Source organism: Pseudomonas sp. S2_E01 (genome assembly GCF_054668365.1).
Genome location: NZ_CP162762.1, coordinates 4082497 through 4099117 on the forward strand (window position 1 = coordinate 4082497; position 16621 = coordinate 4099117).

Here is a 16621-nt window from a genome sequence, read left to right on the forward strand (position 1 = left end):
AACCCCACCCGTCGAAACAAACAGATATAAAAGTCTATTTGTCATTTCTCCTGCTGTATCCTGCCCAAGCTTTTTTGAAAGCGCGGATCTACCAGATCTACCAACAGACTTAGCGAGGAGCGCAACCATGCACGAGATTCCCAATCTCCCCTTCCCAAGCCTGCACGAACCTGAGCAGACGACCCCGCAACAAGCCGGCGCCCAACAGCCCGAGCCGAAAGAAGCCACTGACAGCCGCAAGGCCGACAGCGAAGACTGAAACACCCGCCGTACAGACCGTGTGGAAAGCGCTAACATGCGCTTTCCACACTGCCTGAACCTTGAGCCCTCCCCCATGACCGATGAATTTTCCGAAGAGCAAGCCAGCGTACTGATTGGCACCGCTGAAAAGATGATCGAGATCTGGAACCGCCTCTCCCCGGAAAAACAGGCCGCCCTGCTCGCCCGTTTCGGCAGCGAAGAAAATGCGCTGGCCGCACTGGTCACGACCCAACTGGTCGCTCCCACCCAACCCTGACGCTTCCGTCCGGCAAATAGTTTTACTTTTCCACGCCTGATAGGCGCTTGCACCGCTATCATAAGCAGCCTATCTATTCTGCTTTCCCGTGGACCTTTGCCCCATGTCTGAAAACCAGCGCCCCCTGGCGGTCACGCTGCAAGTCGTTTCCATCGTCCTCTTTACGTTCATCGGCTATCTCAATATCGGCATTCCCCTGGCCGTATTGCCCGGCTACGTCCACAACGATCTGGGCTTCAGCGCGGTGATCGCAGGGCTGGTGATCAGCGTGCAATACCTGGCCACCCTGCTCAGCCGTCCGTACGCCGGCAAAATCATCGACATCAAGGGCAGCAAACTCGCGGTGATGTATGGCCTGGCGGGTTGCGGCTTGAGCGGCGTGTTCATGTTGATTTCGGCCTGGACCCAGAGCCTGCCGATGCTCAGCCTGATCAGCCTGTTGATCGGCCGTCTGGTGCTCGGCAGCGCGGAAAGCCTGGTGGGCTCGGGGTCGATCGGCTGGGGCATTGGCCGGGTTGGCGCGGCAAATACGGCCAAAGTGATCTCCTGGAACGGTATCGCCAGTTATGGCGCGCTGGCAGTCGGCGCACCGTTGGGGGTATTTCTGGTCAATGGCCTGGGCTTGTGGAGCATGGGCGTGAGCATCGTGCTGCTGGCGGTGCTGGGGCTGGCGCTGGCCTGGCCGAAAACGGCTGCACCGATCGTCGCCGGAGAACGCTTGCCGTTCATGCACGTGTTGGGTCGAGTACTGCCGCACGGCTGCGGCCTCGCGCTGGGCTCGATCGGCTTCGGCACCATCGCCACCTTCATCACGTTGTATTACGCCACCCAGCATTGGGATAACGCGGTGCTGTGCCTGAGCCTTTTCGGTGCCAGCTTCATCGGAGCGCGGTTGCTGTTCGGCAACCTGATCAACCGGCTCGGGGGCTTTCGCGTGGCGATTGCCTGCCTTTCGGTGGAAACTCTGGGCCTGTTGCTGCTCTGGCTCGCGCCGGATGCCCATTGGGCGCTGGCCGGGGCGGCATTGAGTGGTTTCGGTTTTTCGCTGGTGTTCCCGGCCCTTGGCGTGGAAGCTGTCAACCTGGTGCCGGCTTCCAGTCGTGGCGCAGCGGTGGGCGCCTACTCACTGTTCATCGACCTGTCGCTGGGCATCACCGGACCGCTGGCGGGCGCGATTGCTGCCGGTTTTGGCTTCGCCTCGATCTTCCTGTTCGCCGCACTCGCCGCCCTGACGGGCTTGGTCCTCAGTGTTTACCTGTACCGGCAAATGCCGAAGCAACTGGATGAAAAACACCGCGAAGAACGTTCGACGCGCTAGAAGTCGACCTTGCCGCGACCGGCCTTGATACTGCCGCGCTTGCTCTTGGATTCGAGCCGTCGGGTTTTCGAGCCCAATGTGGGCTTGGTTGGGCGGCGTTTTTTTTCAACCTTGGTGGCGCTCTGGATCAACTCGACCAGCCGTTCCAGTGCATCGGCACGATTGGCTTCCTGCGTGCGGTACTGCTGGGCCTTGATGATCAAAACGCCGTCGCTGGTGATGCGACTGTCACGCAACGCCAGCAAGCGTTCCTTGTAGAACTCGGGCAAAGACGAAGCCGGGATGTCGAAGCGCAGGTGCACGGCGCTGGAGACCTTGTTGACGTTCTGCCCACCGGCGCCTTGGGCGCGGATGGCGGTCAACTCGATCTCATGATCCGGCAGTTGTACGGTGTTGGAAATCACCAGCATGCAATGGCGTCCCTATTCAGAAGCGATGCCCCCCTGTAGGAGCGAGCTTGCTCCTACAGGGGACCGTGAGTTCCTGGGAAGTTTACCTCGCCCCAGCCAACTCCCGCCCCGCACTGCGCTTGTTCTTGATCCAGAAGCAGACTCCCATGAACACCACCCACACCGGGATCGCGTATACGGAAATCTGGATGCCCGGGATCAGCAGCATCACACCCAGGATGAACACCACGAACGCCAGGCAGATGAAGTTGCCGTAGGGATACCACAGCGCCTTGAACAGCGGCGTCTGGCCGGTCCTGTTCATGTGCTGGCGGAACTTGAAGTGCGAGTAGCTGATCATCGCCCAGTTGATGACCAGCGTAGCGACCACCAGCGACATCAACAATTCCAACGCGTTTTGCGGAATCAGGTAGTTGAGCAAGACCGCGATCAAGGTCACTGCGGCCGACGCCAGGATCGAGCGCACCGGCACGCCACGCTTGTCGATCTTCGCCAATGCCTTGGGCGCATCGCCCTGCTCCGCCATGCCCAGAAGCATGCGGCTGTTGCAGTAAGTGCCGCTGTTGTACACCGACAGCGCAGCGGTCAGCACGACGAAGTTGAGGATATGCGCAGCAGTGTTGCTGCCCAGCATCGAGAACACCTGCACGAACGGGCTACCGCTGTAGGAGTCGCCCGAAGCGTTCAGCGTCGCCAGCAGACTGTCCCAAGGTGTCAGCGACAGCAGGATGACCAAGGCCCCGATATAGAAAATCAGAATCCGGTAGATCACCTGGTTGATGGCTTTGGGGATCACCGTTTTCGGTTTGTCAGCTTCGGCGGCAGTAAAACCGAGCATTTCCAGGCCGCCGAAGGAGAACATGATGATCGCCATGGCCATCACCAGGCCTCCGACGCCATTGGGGAAAAAACCGCCATGGGACCACAGGTTGGTCACGGAGGCCTGCGGGCCGCCATGACCGCTGACCAGCAAGTAGCTGCCCAGGGCAATCATGCCGATGATCGCCACGACCTTGATGATCGCAAACCAGAACTCGGCTTCACCGAACACTTTGACGTTGGCCAGGTTGATCAGGTTGATCAGCACAAAGAAGCCGGCGGCCGTCACCCAGGTCGGGATGTGCGGCGCCCAGTAATGAATGTATTTGCCGACCGCGGTCAACTCAGACATACCCACCAGGATGTACAGGATCCAGCAGTTCCAGCCCGACAGAAAGCCGGCGAATCCGCCCCAGTATTTGTGGGCGAAGTGGCTGAAGGAGCCGGCCACGGGCTCTTCGACGATCATCTCGCCGAGCTGGCGCATGATCATGAAGGCAATGAAGCCACAGATGGCGTAGCCGAGAATCATCGACGGGCCAGCGGACTTGAGGACACCGGCCGAGCCGAGGAACAGGCCGGTACCAATCGCGCCACCGAGGGCGATCAGTTGAATATGACGATTCTTCAGGCCGCGTTTCAGCTCGCCTGAATTCAGATTATCTACAGCGGTCATGCGTCACCTGTTTTGTTTTTATCTGTGACGAAATCGAACCCGACACGCTCGTGACGTGGCGGAGTGAACAAAGCGGGTAGCCTTGAGGATTGCGCTGCTGCGCAGGAGGTCACAGGTAAAACGGGGCGCATTGTACACCGCTGACCGCGCCGTGCCAGACGCCGAGGGGTCGGCGGCTTGTTGCCGGGGATGTCTGGGCAGGGATGTGTGGTGTTGCCAATGGCCCCATCGCGGGCAAGCCCGCTCCCACAGGGGGCTGCGGTAAACATGTGGGAGCGATGAGGCCAGTCCAGCCAACACACCCTGAAAGGCAAACCAAAAAAAACGCCACCCCAAAGGATAGCGTTTTTAACTTGCAGCTTACCGCTTATCGCTTACCGCTTCTTCACACCCGTCGGCGCGCCGCGACGCTTGCCCGCAGGCGCATCACCGTCGACCAGCTTGATGCCCGGACGCTTGGCGGCCGGTTTGGCCGGACGCTTGGTTTCGACCGGACGATCAGCCACCGGCGTACCGCGACCTTCGCCGCGCTCGGTACGGCCCTTGGCCGGACGTGGCGGGCGTGGCGCGCGCTCACCGTCCTGGCGGGCGGCCGGCCTGCGCTCGCCCTCAATCTGCGGCTCGCGAGCCACGCGTGGGGAAGCCGGTGCGTCTGCCGCCGGGCGCAGGGTGCGCACACGATCCGTGCGCGCCATTGGCCGCGACGATTTGCGCTGCATCCGCTCCAGCTTGTCCTTGCTCTTGGCGTTCATCTGCGGCATCGCTACCGGCGTCAGGCCCACTTCAGAGCTGAGGATGTCGACTTCGTACTGGCTCATTTCGCGCCAGCGCCCCATCGGCAGATCGGAATTGAGGAACACCGGGCCGAAACGCACGCGCTTCAGACGGCTGACCACAAGGCCCTGGGATTCCCACAGGCGACGGACTTCGCGGTTGCGGCCTTCCATCACCACGCAGTGGTACCAGTGGTTGAAACCTTCCCCACCGGGTGCTTGCTTGATGTCGGTAAATTTGGCCGGACCGTCTTCGAGAATGACGCCCGCTTTCAGTCGCTCGATCATCTCGTCGTCGACTTCACCACGCACACGCACAGCGTATTCACGGTCCATCTCGAAGGATGGATGCATCAGGCGGTTGGCCAACTCACCGTCGGTGGTGAACATCAAGAGACCAGTGGTGTTGATGTCCAGGCGGCCGATGTTGATCCAGCGCCCTTCTTTGGGCTTTGGCAGTTTGTCGAACACCGTAGGGCGACCTTCCGGGTCGACGCGTGTGCAGATTTCGCCATCGGGTTTGTTGTACATGATCACGCGGCGGACCGACTCGGCGGCCTCTTCACGCTTGATCACCTTGCCATCGATGCTGATGGCGTCGTGCATATCGACACGCTGGCCAAGGGTGGCGTCTTTGCCGTTGACCTTGATCCGGCCGTGGCTGATCCACGCTTCCACGTCACGGCGCGAGCCGACGCCGATACGGGCGAGGACTTTCTGCAGTTTTTCGCCTGCTGGGCCGATTGGCTGGTCGTCTTGCTGATCGTTGATACTCATCTGGGCACCTCCCGGTGTGGTCTGAATCGGCGAAGGGATCGCCTGAGGGTCGCGAATCATACGCGCATGAGGGCGTTTGCGCATCAAAGACTAGTTGATGGAGAGAATTTGCCGGTCGTGGGGCGACCGGTGGTGGAGCGTATAAATCTCACTATCACTGTAATTCCATTGTGGGAGCGGGCTTGCCCGCGAAAGCGGTGTATCAGTTCAGGTAATGTCGCCTGACACGCCGTCTTCGCGGGCAAGCCCGCTCCCACAGGGATTTCCATAGTCAGTTCAACCGCGTCAATCCTCGAATTCGCGGCGTTCGGCTTCGATCGCTTCGGCCAGGGCGCGGGCCTCGGCTTCTTCTTCGCTCAGTTCGGGCTCCGGTTCGGGCGGTGTCTGTTCGAGGGCGGCGACGGCGGCCAGGAGTTTTTCCCGTGCCTCGGCCACGCCAAGCACATCGTCTTCTTGCTCGGGCTCGGGTTCGGGTTCGGCCTCAACCTCCGGCATCTCTCCCGAATCGCCATCACGCAACATATCGTCGAAATCGGTCTTGAGCCCCTCTTCCATGCTGTCCAACTCCAGCAACAGCGTGTGGAAACTGGTTTCTTCCTTGGGTTCTTCCGGCTCGGCACTGGCATCGGCCAGTTCCTGCAATCCGGCAGGCACCGGTGCGTCATCAAAGTCCAGGACCGGGTCCGGCTCCAGCTCACGCAAGTCCGCGAGCGGCGGTAAATCGTCGAGGTTCTTCAGGTTGAAATGGTCGAGAAACGCCTTGGTCGTGGCGAACATCGCCGGTTTTCCCGGCACATCGCGGTAGCCGACGATGCGGATCCACTCGCGCTCCAGCAGCGTCTTGACGATATGACTATTGACCGCCACGCCCCGCACGTCTTCGATTTCGCCACGGGTAATGGGCTGACGATAGGCAATCAGCGCCATGGTCTCCAGCATGGCGCGGGAATAGCGTTGCGGCCGCTCTTCCCACAAGCGCCCCACCCACGGCGAGAATTTTTCGCGTATCTGCAGCCGATAACCGGAAGCGACTTCCTTCAGTTCAAAAGCACGACCGTCGCAGGACTTGGCCAGCAATGTCAGCGCTTTCTTGAACACCGGGGGCTCCGGCCGTTCGCCTTCCTCAAACAGTTCGTAGAGGCGTTCAAGCGATTGCGGTTTTCCCGAGGCCAACAGAAAGGCTTCAAGCAGTGGCGCCAGCTCGCGGGGTTCAGTCAGGTTCATGATTCAACTCGTTATTCGGCTCGGGCTCGCACGTGAATCGCCGCGAACGGCTCATTCTGCACCAGCTCGACCAAGGATTCCTTGACCAGTTCGAGGATCGCCATGAAAGTCACCACCACTCCCAGGCGTCCTTCCTCGGCAGTGAACAGCTCGATAAACGGCACGAAACCGCCGCCCTTGAGCCGCTCCAGCACATCGCTCATGCGCTCGCGAGTAGACAGGGCCTCGCGGCTGACCTGATGGCTTTCGAACATGTCGCCGCGGCGCAGCACCTCGGCCATGGACATCAACAGCTCTTCCAGGCTGACATCCGGCAACAACTTACGGGCCCGGGCCTCCGGGGCATCCAGTTTTGGCACCACCACGTCTCGACCGACACGGCTGAGGCCGTCGATGCCTTCGGCCGCGTTCTTGAAGCGCTCGTATTCCTGCAAGCGGCGGATCAACTCGGCGCGCGGATCGTCTTCTTCGTCTTCGACAGTCTCCGCCCGAGGCAGCAACATCCGCGACTTGATCTCGGCCAGCATCGCGGCCATCACCAGATACTCGGCGGCCAGTTCCAGGCGGACCGACTGCATCAACTCGACGTAACCCATGTACTGGCGGGTGATTTCCGCCACCGGGATGTCAAGGATGTTGATGTTCTGCTTGCGGATCAGGTACAGCAGCAAATCGAGCGGGCCTTCGAAGGCTTCGAGAAACACTTCGAGCGCATCGGGCGGGATGTACAGGTCCAGGGGCATTTCCAGCACCGCCTGCCCATAGACCATGGCAAAGGGCAGTTCCTGCTGGGCGCCGGCCTGACTGTCGACAACGGGTTCCACGGCCGACATCTAGGCCTCGGCCATGAACGGCGAAGGGTCGCCGCAACCGACGCGGATCACTTCCGGCTCGCCATCGGCGAGGTTGATCACGGTGGACGCCTTGATCCCGCCAAAACCGCCGTCGATGATCAGGTCTACCTGATGCTCCAGCAACTGGCGCATCTCGTACGGATCGCTCAGCGGATCGGTGTCGCCGGGCATGATCAGCGTGACGCTCATCAGCGGCTCGCCGAGCTCGGCCAGCAGCGCCAGGGCAATGGGATGACTGGGCACCCGCAGACCGATGGTGCGTTTTTTCGGATGCAGCAATAGCCGTGGGACTTCGCGGGTGGCGTTGAGGATAAACGTGTAGGGCCCCGGCAGATGCGCCTTGAGGATACGGAAGGTCCCGGTGTCGATCTTGGCGAACAGCCCCAGCTGCGACAGGTCGCTGCAGATCAACGCGAAGTTGTGCTTGTCGTCCAGCCCACGCAGGCGGCGTACGCGTTCTACGGCCACCTTGTCACCGATCTGGCAACCAATGGCGTAGGACGAGTCGGTGGGATAAATCACCACCCCGCCCTTGCGGATGATCTCGACAGCCTGTTTGATCAGACGCGCTTGCGGGTTTTCCGGATGAATCTGGAAAAATTGACTCACATTCTCTACCTGTTCAGACGACGGTAATAATTGGGTCATGTTTGAATCGACACCACAGTGGTGGCAGATCCTCCGGGAGCGGGCGGTATTCGCCGATCTCGGACCAGCCTCCAGGGCCATGAAAATCACTGCCGGCACTGACCAGCAGACCAAACTCCCGAGCCAGGATGGCAAGGCTGCCCACTTGCTCGGCGGGCTGATGACCATTGACGACTTCGAGCGCCTGGCCTCCCGCTTGAATATAGTCAGAAATCAGCCGACGACGCTTGCTACGCGTGAAATCATAGTGCCAGGGATGTGCCAGGCTGACCCAGGCATTGGATGCACGCAGGGTTTCCACGGTTTCCTCCAGGGCCGGCCAGTGTTGCTTGACGTCCCCCAGCTTGCCCGCGCCCAGCCATTTGCGAAACGCTTCGGCGCGATCCTTGACGAACCCTTCTCGCACCATCCAGTCGGCAAAATGCGGACGGGCCGGCGCATTGCCGCTGTCGCCCAGTTCCTGCTGGATGGCACGGGCGCCGTCCAGCGCCCCCGGCATGCCCTTGAGCGCCAGCTTGCGGCTTATTTCTTCAGACCGTAGCCAACGCCCATCGTGCAATCGGGCTATTGCCTCGACCAACGGCGGCGCGTCTGGGTCAAATGCGTAACCCAATACGTGGATGGTCGCGCCGCCCCAGGTGCAGGACAACTCCACACCATTGATCAGTTGCATCCCCAGTGCCGTCGCCGCGCTGCGCGCCTCTTCAAGGCCTTCGACGGTGTCATGATCGGTCAAGGCCAGGACCTGCACGCCCTTCTCATGCGCACGCGCCACCAGGGCGGCGGGCGCGAGCGCACCATCGGAGGCGGTGCTGTGGCAGTGCAAATCGACATTCACGGGGATACATGACCTCAAATCAGCTGGCGCTATCGCGCGCCCATATGTTTGTTATTATGCCGCCACATCCTGCTTCTGGCTGCCACTGTGAAACAATTCATCGATTTCATCCCGCTCCTGCTGTTTTTCATCGTATTCAAAATAGACCCTCGGGTTGTCGACATCGCCGGTCACCAGGTCACTGTAGGCGGTATCTACAGCGCCACCGCGATGCTCATCATCAGCTCCCTTGTGGTCTATGGCGCCCTGTTCATCAAACAGCGCAAGCTGGAAAAAAGCCAATGGCTGACGCTCATCGCCTGCCTGGTCTTCGGCAGCCTGACCCTGGCCTTCCATAGCGAGACCTTCCTGAAATGGAAAGCCCCGGTGGTGAACTGGCTGTTTGCCCTGGCGTTCATTGGCAGTCACTTCATCGGCAATCAGTTGCTGATCAAGCGCATCATGGGTCACGCGCTGACGTTGCCGGACCTTGTCTGGACACGCCTGAACATTGCCTGGATCGCCTTCTTCCTGTTCTGCGGCGCCGCCAACCTGTTTGTCGCGTTCACCTTCCAGGACTACTGGGTCGACTTCAAGGTCTTCGGCAGCCTGGGCATGACGGTGCTGTTCCTGGTTGCCCAGGGCATCTACCTGTCGCGCCACCTGCACGACACCGATACCACCACGCCAAAAACCGAGGACTGACATGCTTTACGCAATCATTGCCACAGACGTCGCCAACTCCCTGGAAGCCCGCCTGGCCGCGCGCCCCGCGCACCTCGAGCGTCTGCAAGTGCTCAAGGGCGAAGGCCGTATCGTATTGGCCGGCCCGCACCCTGCGGTCGACAGCAATGATCCGGGCGCAGCGGGTTTCACCGGCAGCCTGATCGTCGCCGAGTTCGATTCCCTGAGCGCCGCCCAGGCCTGGGCCGATGCCGACCCGTACATCGCTGCCGGCGTCTACGCCAACGTTTCGGTCAAGCCATTCAAGCAAGTCCTGCCTTAAAGTCCTGGCTCGCGATGAACCTTCGCGGTTCATCGCGCTCTCAATCGCTCATTATTCTCGTTTGCCTGCCGACAACCTGCCCAATACTCGATTGGAATTCAGGAGTTGCCATGCGCAAAGGTCCGTTGTGTCTGCTGTTGGTCACGTTGTCGATTGTCGCGCCCGCCCACGGTGAGGAAACCACCGAGGGCAGCCATTCGACGCCGCTGTCCTTGAGCGCCGGCGCCCAGATCACCGAGTTGCAGCAACGCTTGAAGGCTAGCGAGGCGCAGCGGGAAGAACTGAGCAAACAACTGCAAAATGTCGATGCCGAACGTGAAAGCGCGCAACTGGCGCGGTTGCGCCAGGAGAACCAGCGATTGAAGCTGCAACTCAAGGAGGCCCAGGCCAGCAGTCCGTTGCAACGTTTCCTCACAGATCAGCAGCAATGGTTCGTGATCGGTGCGGGAGTTGCGCTTTTGGCTCTGCTCTGCGGTATCTTCGCCAGTGGTGCAAGTCGAAAACGTCGACAATGGCTAAATTGAGTGAGTCATGAGCGAGCTGTTACTGATTGATGATGACCAGGAGCTGTGTGAGCTGCTGGTCAGTTGGCTGAGCCAGGAAGGGTTCCAGGTGCGTGCCTGCCACGATGGCCAGAGCGCCCGCCGGGCACTGGCCGAAACCTCCCCGGCGGCCGTGGTGCTGGATGTGATGCTCCCGGACGGCAGCGGTCTTGAGTTGCTCAAGCAACTGCGCGGCGACCACCCGGATCTGCCGGTGTTGATGCTGTCGGCCCGAGGCGAACCGCTGGACCGCATCCTCGGCCTGGAACTGGGCGCCGACGACTACCTGGCCAAACCCTGCGACCCCCGGGAACTGACCGCCCGCCTGCGCGCCGTGCTGCGTCGCAGTCATCCGGCAGCGGTATCCAGCCAGCTTGAACTGGGCGACCTGTGTTTCAGCCCGGTGCGTGGCGTGGTCAGCATCGATGAACAGGAGTTCAGCCTGACCGTCTCCGAAAGTCGCTTGCTGGAAGCCTTGCTCAAGCAGCCCGGTGAACCGCTGGACAAGCAGGAACTGGCGCAAATCGCCCTCGGCCGCAAACTGACCCTGTACGACCGCAGCCTGGACATGCACGTGAGCAACCTGCGCAAGAAAATCGGCCCCCACCCTGACGGCCGCCCCCGCATCGTCGCCCTGCGCAGCCGCGGTTATTACTACAGTCTCTGACCTTTTGCGGCAGCCGGGCTCACGCACGGCTGCTGATGTGTCAGCACGCGACGAAATCGTCTTTACCCAAGCTTTACGTTGCGCTGACCGCCGCTGACCTTGAACTCCGTAATCTGAACTCATCCGGAACGTACCGGGAACGAGACAAGGAGATTCACCATGCGCAAGACTCTTATCGCCCTGATGTTCGCAGCTGCCCTGCCCACCGTTGCCATGGCCATGCCTGAAGGTGCTGGCCCCATGGGTGGCCCGCTGGACGGCCCTCGCCACGGCGGCCAGATGCACGAGATGCGCGGTAAAGGCCCTTACAGCCAACTGGACCTGAGCCGCGAACAGCGCGAGCAGATCCGCAAGATCATGGGCGAGCAGATGCACGAGCGTAAGCAAGTGGTCGACAAGTACCTGGAGAAACTCTCGCCAGCGGACCAGAAAGCCATGAAAGACGAGATGGCGGCCAACCACAAGAAAGCCGAGTCCGATGTACGGGCGCTGCTGAAACCGGATCAACAGAAGAAATTCGACGAAATCCAGAAAAAGCGAGCGGAGCGCCAAGCTGAATGGGCCGAGTTCAAGGCCTGGAAAGCGCAACAACCGCAAAAAGCGCAATAATGCGTTAACCCCGAACCCGGCGGTTGATACCGCCGGGTTTGTTTTTGCTGCTCCCGGGTGTTTATGGCAACGCCGGAAACCTGTAGGAACGAGCTTGCTCGCGATGGCGGTGTGTCAGTCTGCAAATAGGTCAACTGACAGTACGCTATCGCGAGCAAGCTCGCTCCTACAGTGAATGGCGGGGCCACATCCATCGTCGTCTGCCTGGAGATTTCCGTGCGTTCATTGTTCTGGCGTATCCTGGCCAGCTTCTGGCTGGCCATCGCCCTGGTTGCCGGGCTGTCGATCCTGCTCGGGCACATGCTTAACCAGGACGCCTGGATCCTCAGCCGTCATCCGGGCCTCAACACCCTGGCCGAGGAATGGACGCAGACCTACGAGGCGCAGGGTGAAGACGCAGCCCAGGACATCCTCGAACAGCGCAAACGCCAGTATCACATCGATGTCCAGGTGTTCAACGAAAGCGGTGATCCGGTGGTGCGGGGCACCTTCCCGCGCCGTGCCGCCGCCTTCGAAGCGCGCCAGAACAACGATGACAAACGCCTGCCTTGGCGCCGCGTGACCGATGAGTACACCAGCACCAAGACCGGCGACACCTATCTGCTGATCTACCGAATTCCCCACCCGGAACTGGACGCCTGGCACCGCGAAAGCCTGCTCTGGCCACTGAGCGCCCTGGGCATCGCACTGGTGGTGCTGACGCTGTTCAGCCTGCTCGTGACCTTGTCCATCACTCGCCCGCTGAGTCGCCTGCGTGGCGCGGTGCATGACCTGGGACAAACCACTTACCAACAGAACAGCCTGGTGAAACTGGCCAATCGTCGCGATGAGTTCGGCGTACTGGCCAACGATTTCAATCGCATGGGCGCACGCTTGCAAAGCCTGATTGGCAGTCAGCGACAGCTCCTGCGTGACGTGTCCCATGAACTGCGCTCACCGCTGGCACGATTGCGCATTGCGCTGGCGCTGGCCGAGCGAGCCAGCCCGCAGGAGCGCGAAAAACTGTCACCGCGCCTGACCCGCGAGTGTGATCGATTGGAAGCACTGATCAGCGAGATCCTGGTACTGGCGCGGGTCGATGCCGACAACGCCAGCGCTGAAGAGGTCGATCTCAATGCGCTGTTGAGCACCCTGCAGAAGGACGCGCAACTGGGCTCGCCGGAGCAGACCGTCGACCTGGACGCCGAGGAAAACCTCAGCCTCAGGGGCTGGCCGACCATGATCGAACGCGCGGTGGATAACCTGTTGCGCAACGCCCAACGCTTCAACCCGGTCGGTCAACCGATCGAAGTGCAGGCTCGGCGTCAAGGCGAACGAATCGTGGTTCAGGTGCGCGACCATGGTCCTGGTGTGGACAACGAGCATTTGAGTCAGCTGGGCGAACCGTTTTACCGGGCGCCCGGGCAGACCGCAGCGGGCCATGGCCTGGGGTTGGCGATCGCCCGGCGTGCGGCGGAACGGCATGGCGGCAGCCTGGCGCTGGCCAATCATCCGCAGGGCGGGTTTGTGGCCACGCTGGAGTTGCCGCTGGTGCCGGGGGTGGTGGCGCAGCCGTAACTTGGTCGTACTTGCCCCACTTGTGGGAGCGGGCTTGCCCGCGATAGCTGCGTGTCAGTCACCAAATTTTTAAACTGAAAGACCGCTATCGCGGGCAAGCCCGCTCCCACAGGGTGGGTAGTTCTGTCAATTACTGACCCGACCACGCGCTGACAAACTTCGTCAGGTCTTCTTTCTCCGCTACACGCGGGTCTTTCTGCGGCGTGCCGAGGTACAGGAAGGCAATCACCTCCTCGCCTTCAGTCAGACCCAGGCCCTTGGCCACGTGCGGCGAGTAGGCCAGTTCACCGGTGCGCCACACGGCGCCAATCCCCTGCGCATAGGCCGCCAGCAAAATCCCGTGGGCTGCGCAACCTGCCGCCAGCCGTTGTTCGGACTTCGGGTATTTCACGTGATCCTGCAACCGCGCGATCACCACGACCACCAGTGGCGCGCGCAACGGCCCGTTACGGGCCTTGTCCAACGCCGCCTCCGACACTTCGCTGTCCTGCAGTTTCGCCGCTTCGGCCAGCAATTCGCCCATCTGCTCCCGTGCTGCGCCTTCGACGGTGAGGAAGCGCCAAGGCTGCAAGTGACCGTGGTCCGGAGCGCGCATCGCCGCGTTGAACAGCACTTCACGCTGCGCTGCGGTCGGAGCCGGATCGAGCAAACGCGGAACAGAAACACGGTTGAGCAAAGCGTCGAGAGCCTGCATCGGCCACCTCCTGAAAAAATTGTCCGGCTATTCTAGCGGTAAGCGTCCGGCAGTGCCGGTTTACATGCCCTGCCCCATGGGTAGAATGGCGCCCTTCCCCCTTTCAGCCCGAGCGGACTTCATGGCGTTGCCGACCTTACGAACCATTGGTTTCATCATCGGCCTCTTCCTGATCACGTTGGCAATCGCCATGGTGGTGCCCATGGCCACCTTGATCATTTTCGACCGCACCAGCGACATGCCCTCGTTCCTCTGGTCCAGCATGATCACCTTCCTGGCCGGCCTGGCGCTGGTGATCCCCGGTCGCCCCGAGCATGTGCACCTGCGTCCGCGGGACATGTACCTGCTGACGGTCAGCAGTTGGCTGGTGGTGTGCATTTTCGCCGCACTGCCGTTCCTGCTGACCCAGCACATCAGCTACACCGACTCGTTCTTCGAAAGCATGTCCGGGATCACGGCGACCGGCTCCACGGTGCTCAACCACCTGGACAGCATGTCTCCGGGCATCCTGATGTGGCGCTCGCTGCTGCACTGGATAGGCGGCATCGGTTTTATCGGCATGGCGGTTGCGATCCTGCCATTGCTGCGCATTGGTGGCATGCGCCTGTTCCAGACCGAATCGTCGGACCGCTCGGAAAAGGTCATGCCCCGCTCGCACATGGTCGCGCGCCTGATCGTGGCGGCGTACGTCGGTATCACCATTCTCGGCAGCCTGGCCTTCTGGTGGGCCGGCATGAGTCCGTTCGACGCGATCAACCATGCGATGTCGGCGATTTCAACCGGGGGCTTCTCCACCTCCGACCTGTCCTTGGCCAAGTGGACACAACCGGCGGTGCACTGGGTGGCCATCGTCATCATGATTCTGGGCAGCCTGCCATTCACCCTGTACGTGGCGACCCTGCGCGGTAACCGCAAGGCTCTGCTCAAGGACCAGCAAGTACAGGGCCTGCTCGGCATGTTGCTGGTGACCTGGTTGGTGCTCGGCACCTGGTACTGGTGGACCACCCAATTGCACTGGCTGGATGCGTTGCGCCATGTGGCGCTGAACGTGACCTCGGTGGTGACCACCACCGGTTTTGCGCTGGGGGACTACAGCCTCTGGGGCAATTTCTCCCTGATGCTGTTCTTCTATCTGGGTTTTGTCGGCGGCTGTTCCGGCTCGACGGCGGGCGGGATCAAGATCTTCCGCTTCCAGGTCGCCTACATCCTGCTCAAGGCCAACCTTAACCAGCTGATACACCCGCGCGCAGTGATCAAGCAGAAGTACAACGGTCACCGACTCGACGAAGAAATCGTGCGCTCGATCCTGACGTTTTCCTTCTTCTTCGCCATCACCATCTGCGTTATTGCACTGCTACTGTCGTTGCTGGGAGTCGACTGGATGACCGCCTTGACGGGGGCGGCAAGCACCGTGTCCGGCGTCGGCCCGGGGCTGGGTGAAACCATCGGCCCGGCGGGCAACTTCGCCAGCCTGCCGGATGCCGCCAAGTGGATCCTCTCGTTCGGCATGCTACTGGGCCGACTGGAGATCATTACGGTGTTCGTATTGTGTATTCCGGCGTTCTGGCGTCACTGACCCGGTTAGGCGCTTCCAACAGCCGCACCCGGTACTCGCCGGGGGTGGCATCGAACCAGCGACGGAAAGCGCGAAAAAAATTGCTCGGGTCGGCGAACCCCAGCAGGTAGGCGATTTCCAGCAGGGTCATGGTCGGTTGCGCCAGGTACTGCTCGGCCAGTTCGCGACGGGTGTCATCGAGCAGGGTCTGGAAACTGGTGCCTTCTTCCTGCAATCGTCGCTGCAAGGTGCGTTGCGACAGGTGCAGGGTCTGCGCCACTGCATCGCGCTTGGGTTCGCCCTGGGGCAGCAGGCGACATAACACCTGGCGAGCCTTATGGGTCACCCGACTCTCGGAGAACCGCGCCAGATATTCCCCGGCAAAGCGATCATGCAGCAGCGCCATCGCCTCGTTGGCGGTTGGCAGCGGCGCTTCCATGTCAGCGCGCTCGAAAATCAGCGCGTCATACGGCGCGTTGAACACCAACGGGGCATGGAAGGCTTGTTTATAGGGTTCGAGATCGACGGGTTCCTCACCCTGGATCAGCACTTTGTGCGGATGCAGCGTGCGTCCGCTCAACCAGCCGCACAAGGCCAGCGCACAAGCCAGCGAAGCCTCGGCGCTTTGTCGGGTCGGTGGCAGATGATCGCCGTGCACGGTCAGGATCAGCGCATAACCTTCATCCAGAAGACGAAAACTCAGGTCGGCACTTTCGGCAATGATGCGCTGATAGCGCACCAGCCGCTTGAAGCCATCGGCCAGGGTCTGGCTGGACATCAAGGCATAACCGGCTACATGGAAGGAGGCCGGTCTCACCACCTTGCCCATGTTGAGGCCAATGGCCGGATTGCCGGACAGCTCGACGGCGCGCTGCCACAACCGTGTCATGGAATCCTGCGGGAAGCGCGCGTCCGGATCTTCCAGTAACGCGTAGTCGAGCCCCAGCTGCTTGAACAACGCCCGGCAATCCAGACCGTCCATTTCCAGTGCCTTGACAATCCCCATCGCCCAGCTTGCAGAAGTCGTTCTTTCGCTCATGGCGTTTACTTACATGAAGAGCCGCATCTTACGGCCAATTTCCGAAGGATACTAAAGTGGCGCCCATTGTCACTGGCTGACGCCAATGATCACTCTAGACTCAAATAAGCTCCCCGCAG

General features: G+C 61.0%; 19 protein-coding genes. 10 read left to right on the forward strand and 9 right to left on the reverse strand.

What is annotated here, in order from left to right:
• The first annotated feature begins 127 nt into the window (after positions 1 to 127).
• The 3 genes from AB4O36_RS18925 to AB4O36_RS18935 all read left to right on the forward strand — a co-directional run bounded on the left by AB4O36_RS18925 (position 128) and on the right by AB4O36_RS18935 (position 1835).
• Positions 128 to 259 carry a hypothetical protein gene (locus AB4O36_RS18925; protein WP_368557644.1) on the forward strand — a complete coding sequence of 44 codons (132 nt, stop codon included), beginning with the start codon at positions 128 to 130 and terminating at the stop codon, positions 257 to 259.
• Between the two features lie 75 nt (positions 260 to 334).
• The gene (locus AB4O36_RS18930; protein ID WP_460117191.1) at positions 335 to 517 is read left to right on the forward strand and encodes a hypothetical protein; all 183 of its coding nucleotides are present in this window, start codon (positions 335 to 337) and stop codon (positions 515 to 517) included.
• A 103-nt stretch (positions 518 to 620) separates the two neighbouring features.
• Complete coding sequence (locus AB4O36_RS18935; RefSeq protein ID WP_460117192.1) at positions 621 to 1835, forward strand: MFS transporter; 1215 nt, start codon at positions 621 to 623, stop codon at positions 1833 to 1835.
• Here the strand turns inward: AB4O36_RS18935 and arfB are convergent.
• The 7 genes from arfB to AB4O36_RS18970 form a co-directional block, all read right to left on the reverse strand.
• Positions 1832 to 2245: an alternative ribosome rescue aminoacyl-tRNA hydrolase ArfB gene (arfB, locus tag AB4O36_RS18940; RefSeq protein WP_460117193.1), complete on the reverse strand. Its 414-nt coding sequence runs from the start codon at positions 2243 to 2245 to the stop codon at positions 1832 to 1834. The genes AB4O36_RS18935 and arfB overlap by 4 nt on opposite strands.
• Before the next feature lie 82 nt (positions 2246 to 2327).
• On the reverse strand, positions 2328 to 3740 hold the full coding sequence (locus AB4O36_RS18945) for an amino acid permease (protein WP_460140006.1): 1413 nt from the start codon (positions 3738 to 3740) through the stop codon (positions 2328 to 2330).
• A gap of 374 nt (positions 3741 to 4114) precedes the next feature.
• Positions 4115 to 5290 (reverse strand): 23S rRNA pseudouridine(2605) synthase RluB, encoded by a 1176-nt coding sequence (rluB, locus tag AB4O36_RS18950; RefSeq protein WP_460117195.1) that lies wholly within the window; start codon positions 5288 to 5290, stop codon positions 4115 to 4117.
• Between the two features lie 285 nt (positions 5291 to 5575).
• Positions 5576 to 6514 (reverse strand): SMC-Scp complex subunit ScpB, encoded by a 939-nt coding sequence (gene scpB, locus AB4O36_RS18955; RefSeq protein ID WP_460140007.1) that lies wholly within the window; start codon positions 6512 to 6514, stop codon positions 5576 to 5578.
• Positions 6515 to 6525: 11 nt separating this feature from the next.
• Positions 6526 to 7347, reverse strand: coding sequence for a segregation and condensation protein A (locus AB4O36_RS18960; RefSeq protein WP_460140008.1), 822 nt, complete (start codon positions 7345 to 7347; stop codon positions 6526 to 6528).
• Positions 7348 to 7977 (reverse strand): L-threonylcarbamoyladenylate synthase, encoded by a 630-nt coding sequence (locus AB4O36_RS18965; protein WP_460117198.1) that lies wholly within the window; start codon positions 7975 to 7977, stop codon positions 7348 to 7350.
• 13 nt (positions 7978 to 7990) lie between these two features.
• The gene (locus AB4O36_RS18970; protein WP_460117200.1) at positions 7991 to 8854 is read right to left on the reverse strand and encodes a PHP domain-containing protein; all 864 of its coding nucleotides are present in this window, start codon (positions 8852 to 8854) and stop codon (positions 7991 to 7993) included.
• Between the two features lie 87 nt (positions 8855 to 8941).
• Here AB4O36_RS18970 and AB4O36_RS18975 point away from each other — a divergent pair, with 87 nt between their 5' ends.
• From AB4O36_RS18975 to AB4O36_RS19000, 6 genes are all read left to right on the forward strand, one after another.
• Positions 8942 to 9538, forward strand: a complete 597-nt coding sequence (locus AB4O36_RS18975) for a septation protein A (protein ID WP_460117201.1) — start codon at positions 8942 to 8944, stop codon at positions 9536 to 9538.
• A gap of 1 nt (position 9539) precedes the next feature.
• Positions 9540 to 9839 (forward strand): YciI family protein, encoded by a 300-nt coding sequence (locus AB4O36_RS18980; protein WP_008156126.1) that lies wholly within the window; start codon positions 9540 to 9542, stop codon positions 9837 to 9839.
• A 110-nt stretch (positions 9840 to 9949) separates the two neighbouring features.
• On the forward strand, positions 9950 to 10363 hold the full coding sequence (locus tag AB4O36_RS18985; protein WP_460140009.1) for a translation initiation factor 2: 414 nt from the start codon (positions 9950 to 9952) through the stop codon (positions 10361 to 10363).
• A gap of 7 nt (positions 10364 to 10370) precedes the next feature.
• Positions 10371 to 11048: a response regulator transcription factor gene (locus tag AB4O36_RS18990; protein WP_460117203.1), complete on the forward strand. Its 678-nt coding sequence runs from the start codon at positions 10371 to 10373 to the stop codon at positions 11046 to 11048.
• A gap of 159 nt (positions 11049 to 11207) precedes the next feature.
• The gene (locus tag AB4O36_RS18995) at positions 11208 to 11657 is read left to right on the forward strand and encodes a Spy/CpxP family protein refolding chaperone (protein ID WP_460117204.1); all 450 of its coding nucleotides are present in this window, start codon (positions 11208 to 11210) and stop codon (positions 11655 to 11657) included.
• A 216-nt stretch (positions 11658 to 11873) separates the two neighbouring features.
• On the forward strand, positions 11874 to 13214 hold the full coding sequence (locus AB4O36_RS19000) for a sensor histidine kinase (protein WP_460117205.1): 1341 nt from the start codon (positions 11874 to 11876) through the stop codon (positions 13212 to 13214).
• 130 nt (positions 13215 to 13344) lie between these two features.
• Here the strand turns inward: AB4O36_RS19000 and AB4O36_RS19005 are convergent, their stop codons facing one another.
• Complete coding sequence (locus tag AB4O36_RS19005; protein WP_460140010.1) at positions 13345 to 13908, reverse strand: NAD(P)H nitroreductase; 564 nt, start codon at positions 13906 to 13908, stop codon at positions 13345 to 13347.
• 121 nt (positions 13909 to 14029) lie between these two features.
• Between AB4O36_RS19005 and AB4O36_RS19010 the strand changes: the two genes are divergently transcribed.
• Positions 14030 to 15484: a TrkH family potassium uptake protein gene (locus AB4O36_RS19010; protein ID WP_460117207.1), complete on the forward strand. Its 1455-nt coding sequence runs from the start codon at positions 14030 to 14032 to the stop codon at positions 15482 to 15484.
• Here the strand turns inward: AB4O36_RS19010 and AB4O36_RS19015 are convergent.
• Complete coding sequence (locus tag AB4O36_RS19015; protein ID WP_460117208.1) at positions 15441 to 16502, reverse strand: AraC family transcriptional regulator; 1062 nt, start codon at positions 16500 to 16502, stop codon at positions 15441 to 15443. The genes AB4O36_RS19010 and AB4O36_RS19015 overlap by 44 nt on opposite strands.
• Positions 16503 to 16621: the final 119 nt, after the last annotated feature.

Bases quoted from the DNA above. Each gene is read 5' to 3' on its own strand.
- AB4O36_RS18995 (WP_460117204.1), top strand. From the start codon at position 11,208: ATGCGCAAGACTCTTATCGCCCTGATGTTCGCAGCTGCCCTGCCCACC.
- AB4O36_RS19015 (WP_460117208.1), bottom strand. From the start codon at position 16,502: ATGAGCGAAAGAACGACTTCTGCAAGCTGGGCGATGGGGATTGTCAAG.
- AB4O36_RS18985 (WP_460140009.1), top strand. From the start codon at position 9,950: ATGCGCAAAGGTCCGTTGTGTCTGCTGTTGGTCACGTTGTCGATTGTC.
- AB4O36_RS18980 (WP_008156126.1), top strand. From the start codon at position 9,540: ATGCTTTACGCAATCATTGCCACAGACGTCGCCAACTCCCTGGAAGCC.
- AB4O36_RS18945 (WP_460140006.1), bottom strand. From the start codon at position 3,740: ATGACCGCTGTAGATAATCTGAATTCAGGCGAGCTGAAACGCGGCCTG.
- AB4O36_RS18925 (WP_368557644.1), top strand. From the start codon at position 128: ATGCACGAGATTCCCAATCTCCCCTTCCCAAGCCTGCACGAACCTGAG.
- arfB (WP_460117193.1), bottom strand. From the start codon at position 2,245: ATGCTGGTGATTTCCAACACCGTACAACTGCCGGATCATGAGATCGAG.
- scpB (WP_460140007.1), bottom strand. From the start codon at position 6,514: ATGAACCTGACTGAACCCCGCGAGCTGGCGCCACTGCTTGAAGCCTTT.
- AB4O36_RS18935 (WP_460117192.1), top strand. From the start codon at position 621: ATGTCTGAAAACCAGCGCCCCCTGGCGGTCACGCTGCAAGTCGTTTCC.
- rluB (WP_460117195.1), bottom strand. From the start codon at position 5,290: ATGAGTATCAACGATCAGCAAGACGACCAGCCAATCGGCCCAGCAGGC.
- AB4O36_RS18960 (WP_460140008.1), bottom strand. From the start codon at position 7,347: ATGTCGGCCGTGGAACCCGTTGTCGACAGTCAGGCCGGCGCCCAGCAG.
- AB4O36_RS18990 (WP_460117203.1), top strand. From the start codon at position 10,371: ATGAGCGAGCTGTTACTGATTGATGATGACCAGGAGCTGTGTGAGCTG.
- AB4O36_RS18930 (WP_460117191.1), top strand. From the start codon at position 335: ATGACCGATGAATTTTCCGAAGAGCAAGCCAGCGTACTGATTGGCACC.
- AB4O36_RS19010 (WP_460117207.1), top strand. From the start codon at position 14,030: ATGGCGTTGCCGACCTTACGAACCATTGGTTTCATCATCGGCCTCTTC.
- AB4O36_RS19005 (WP_460140010.1), bottom strand. From the start codon at position 13,908: ATGCAGGCTCTCGACGCTTTGCTCAACCGTGTTTCTGTTCCGCGTTTG.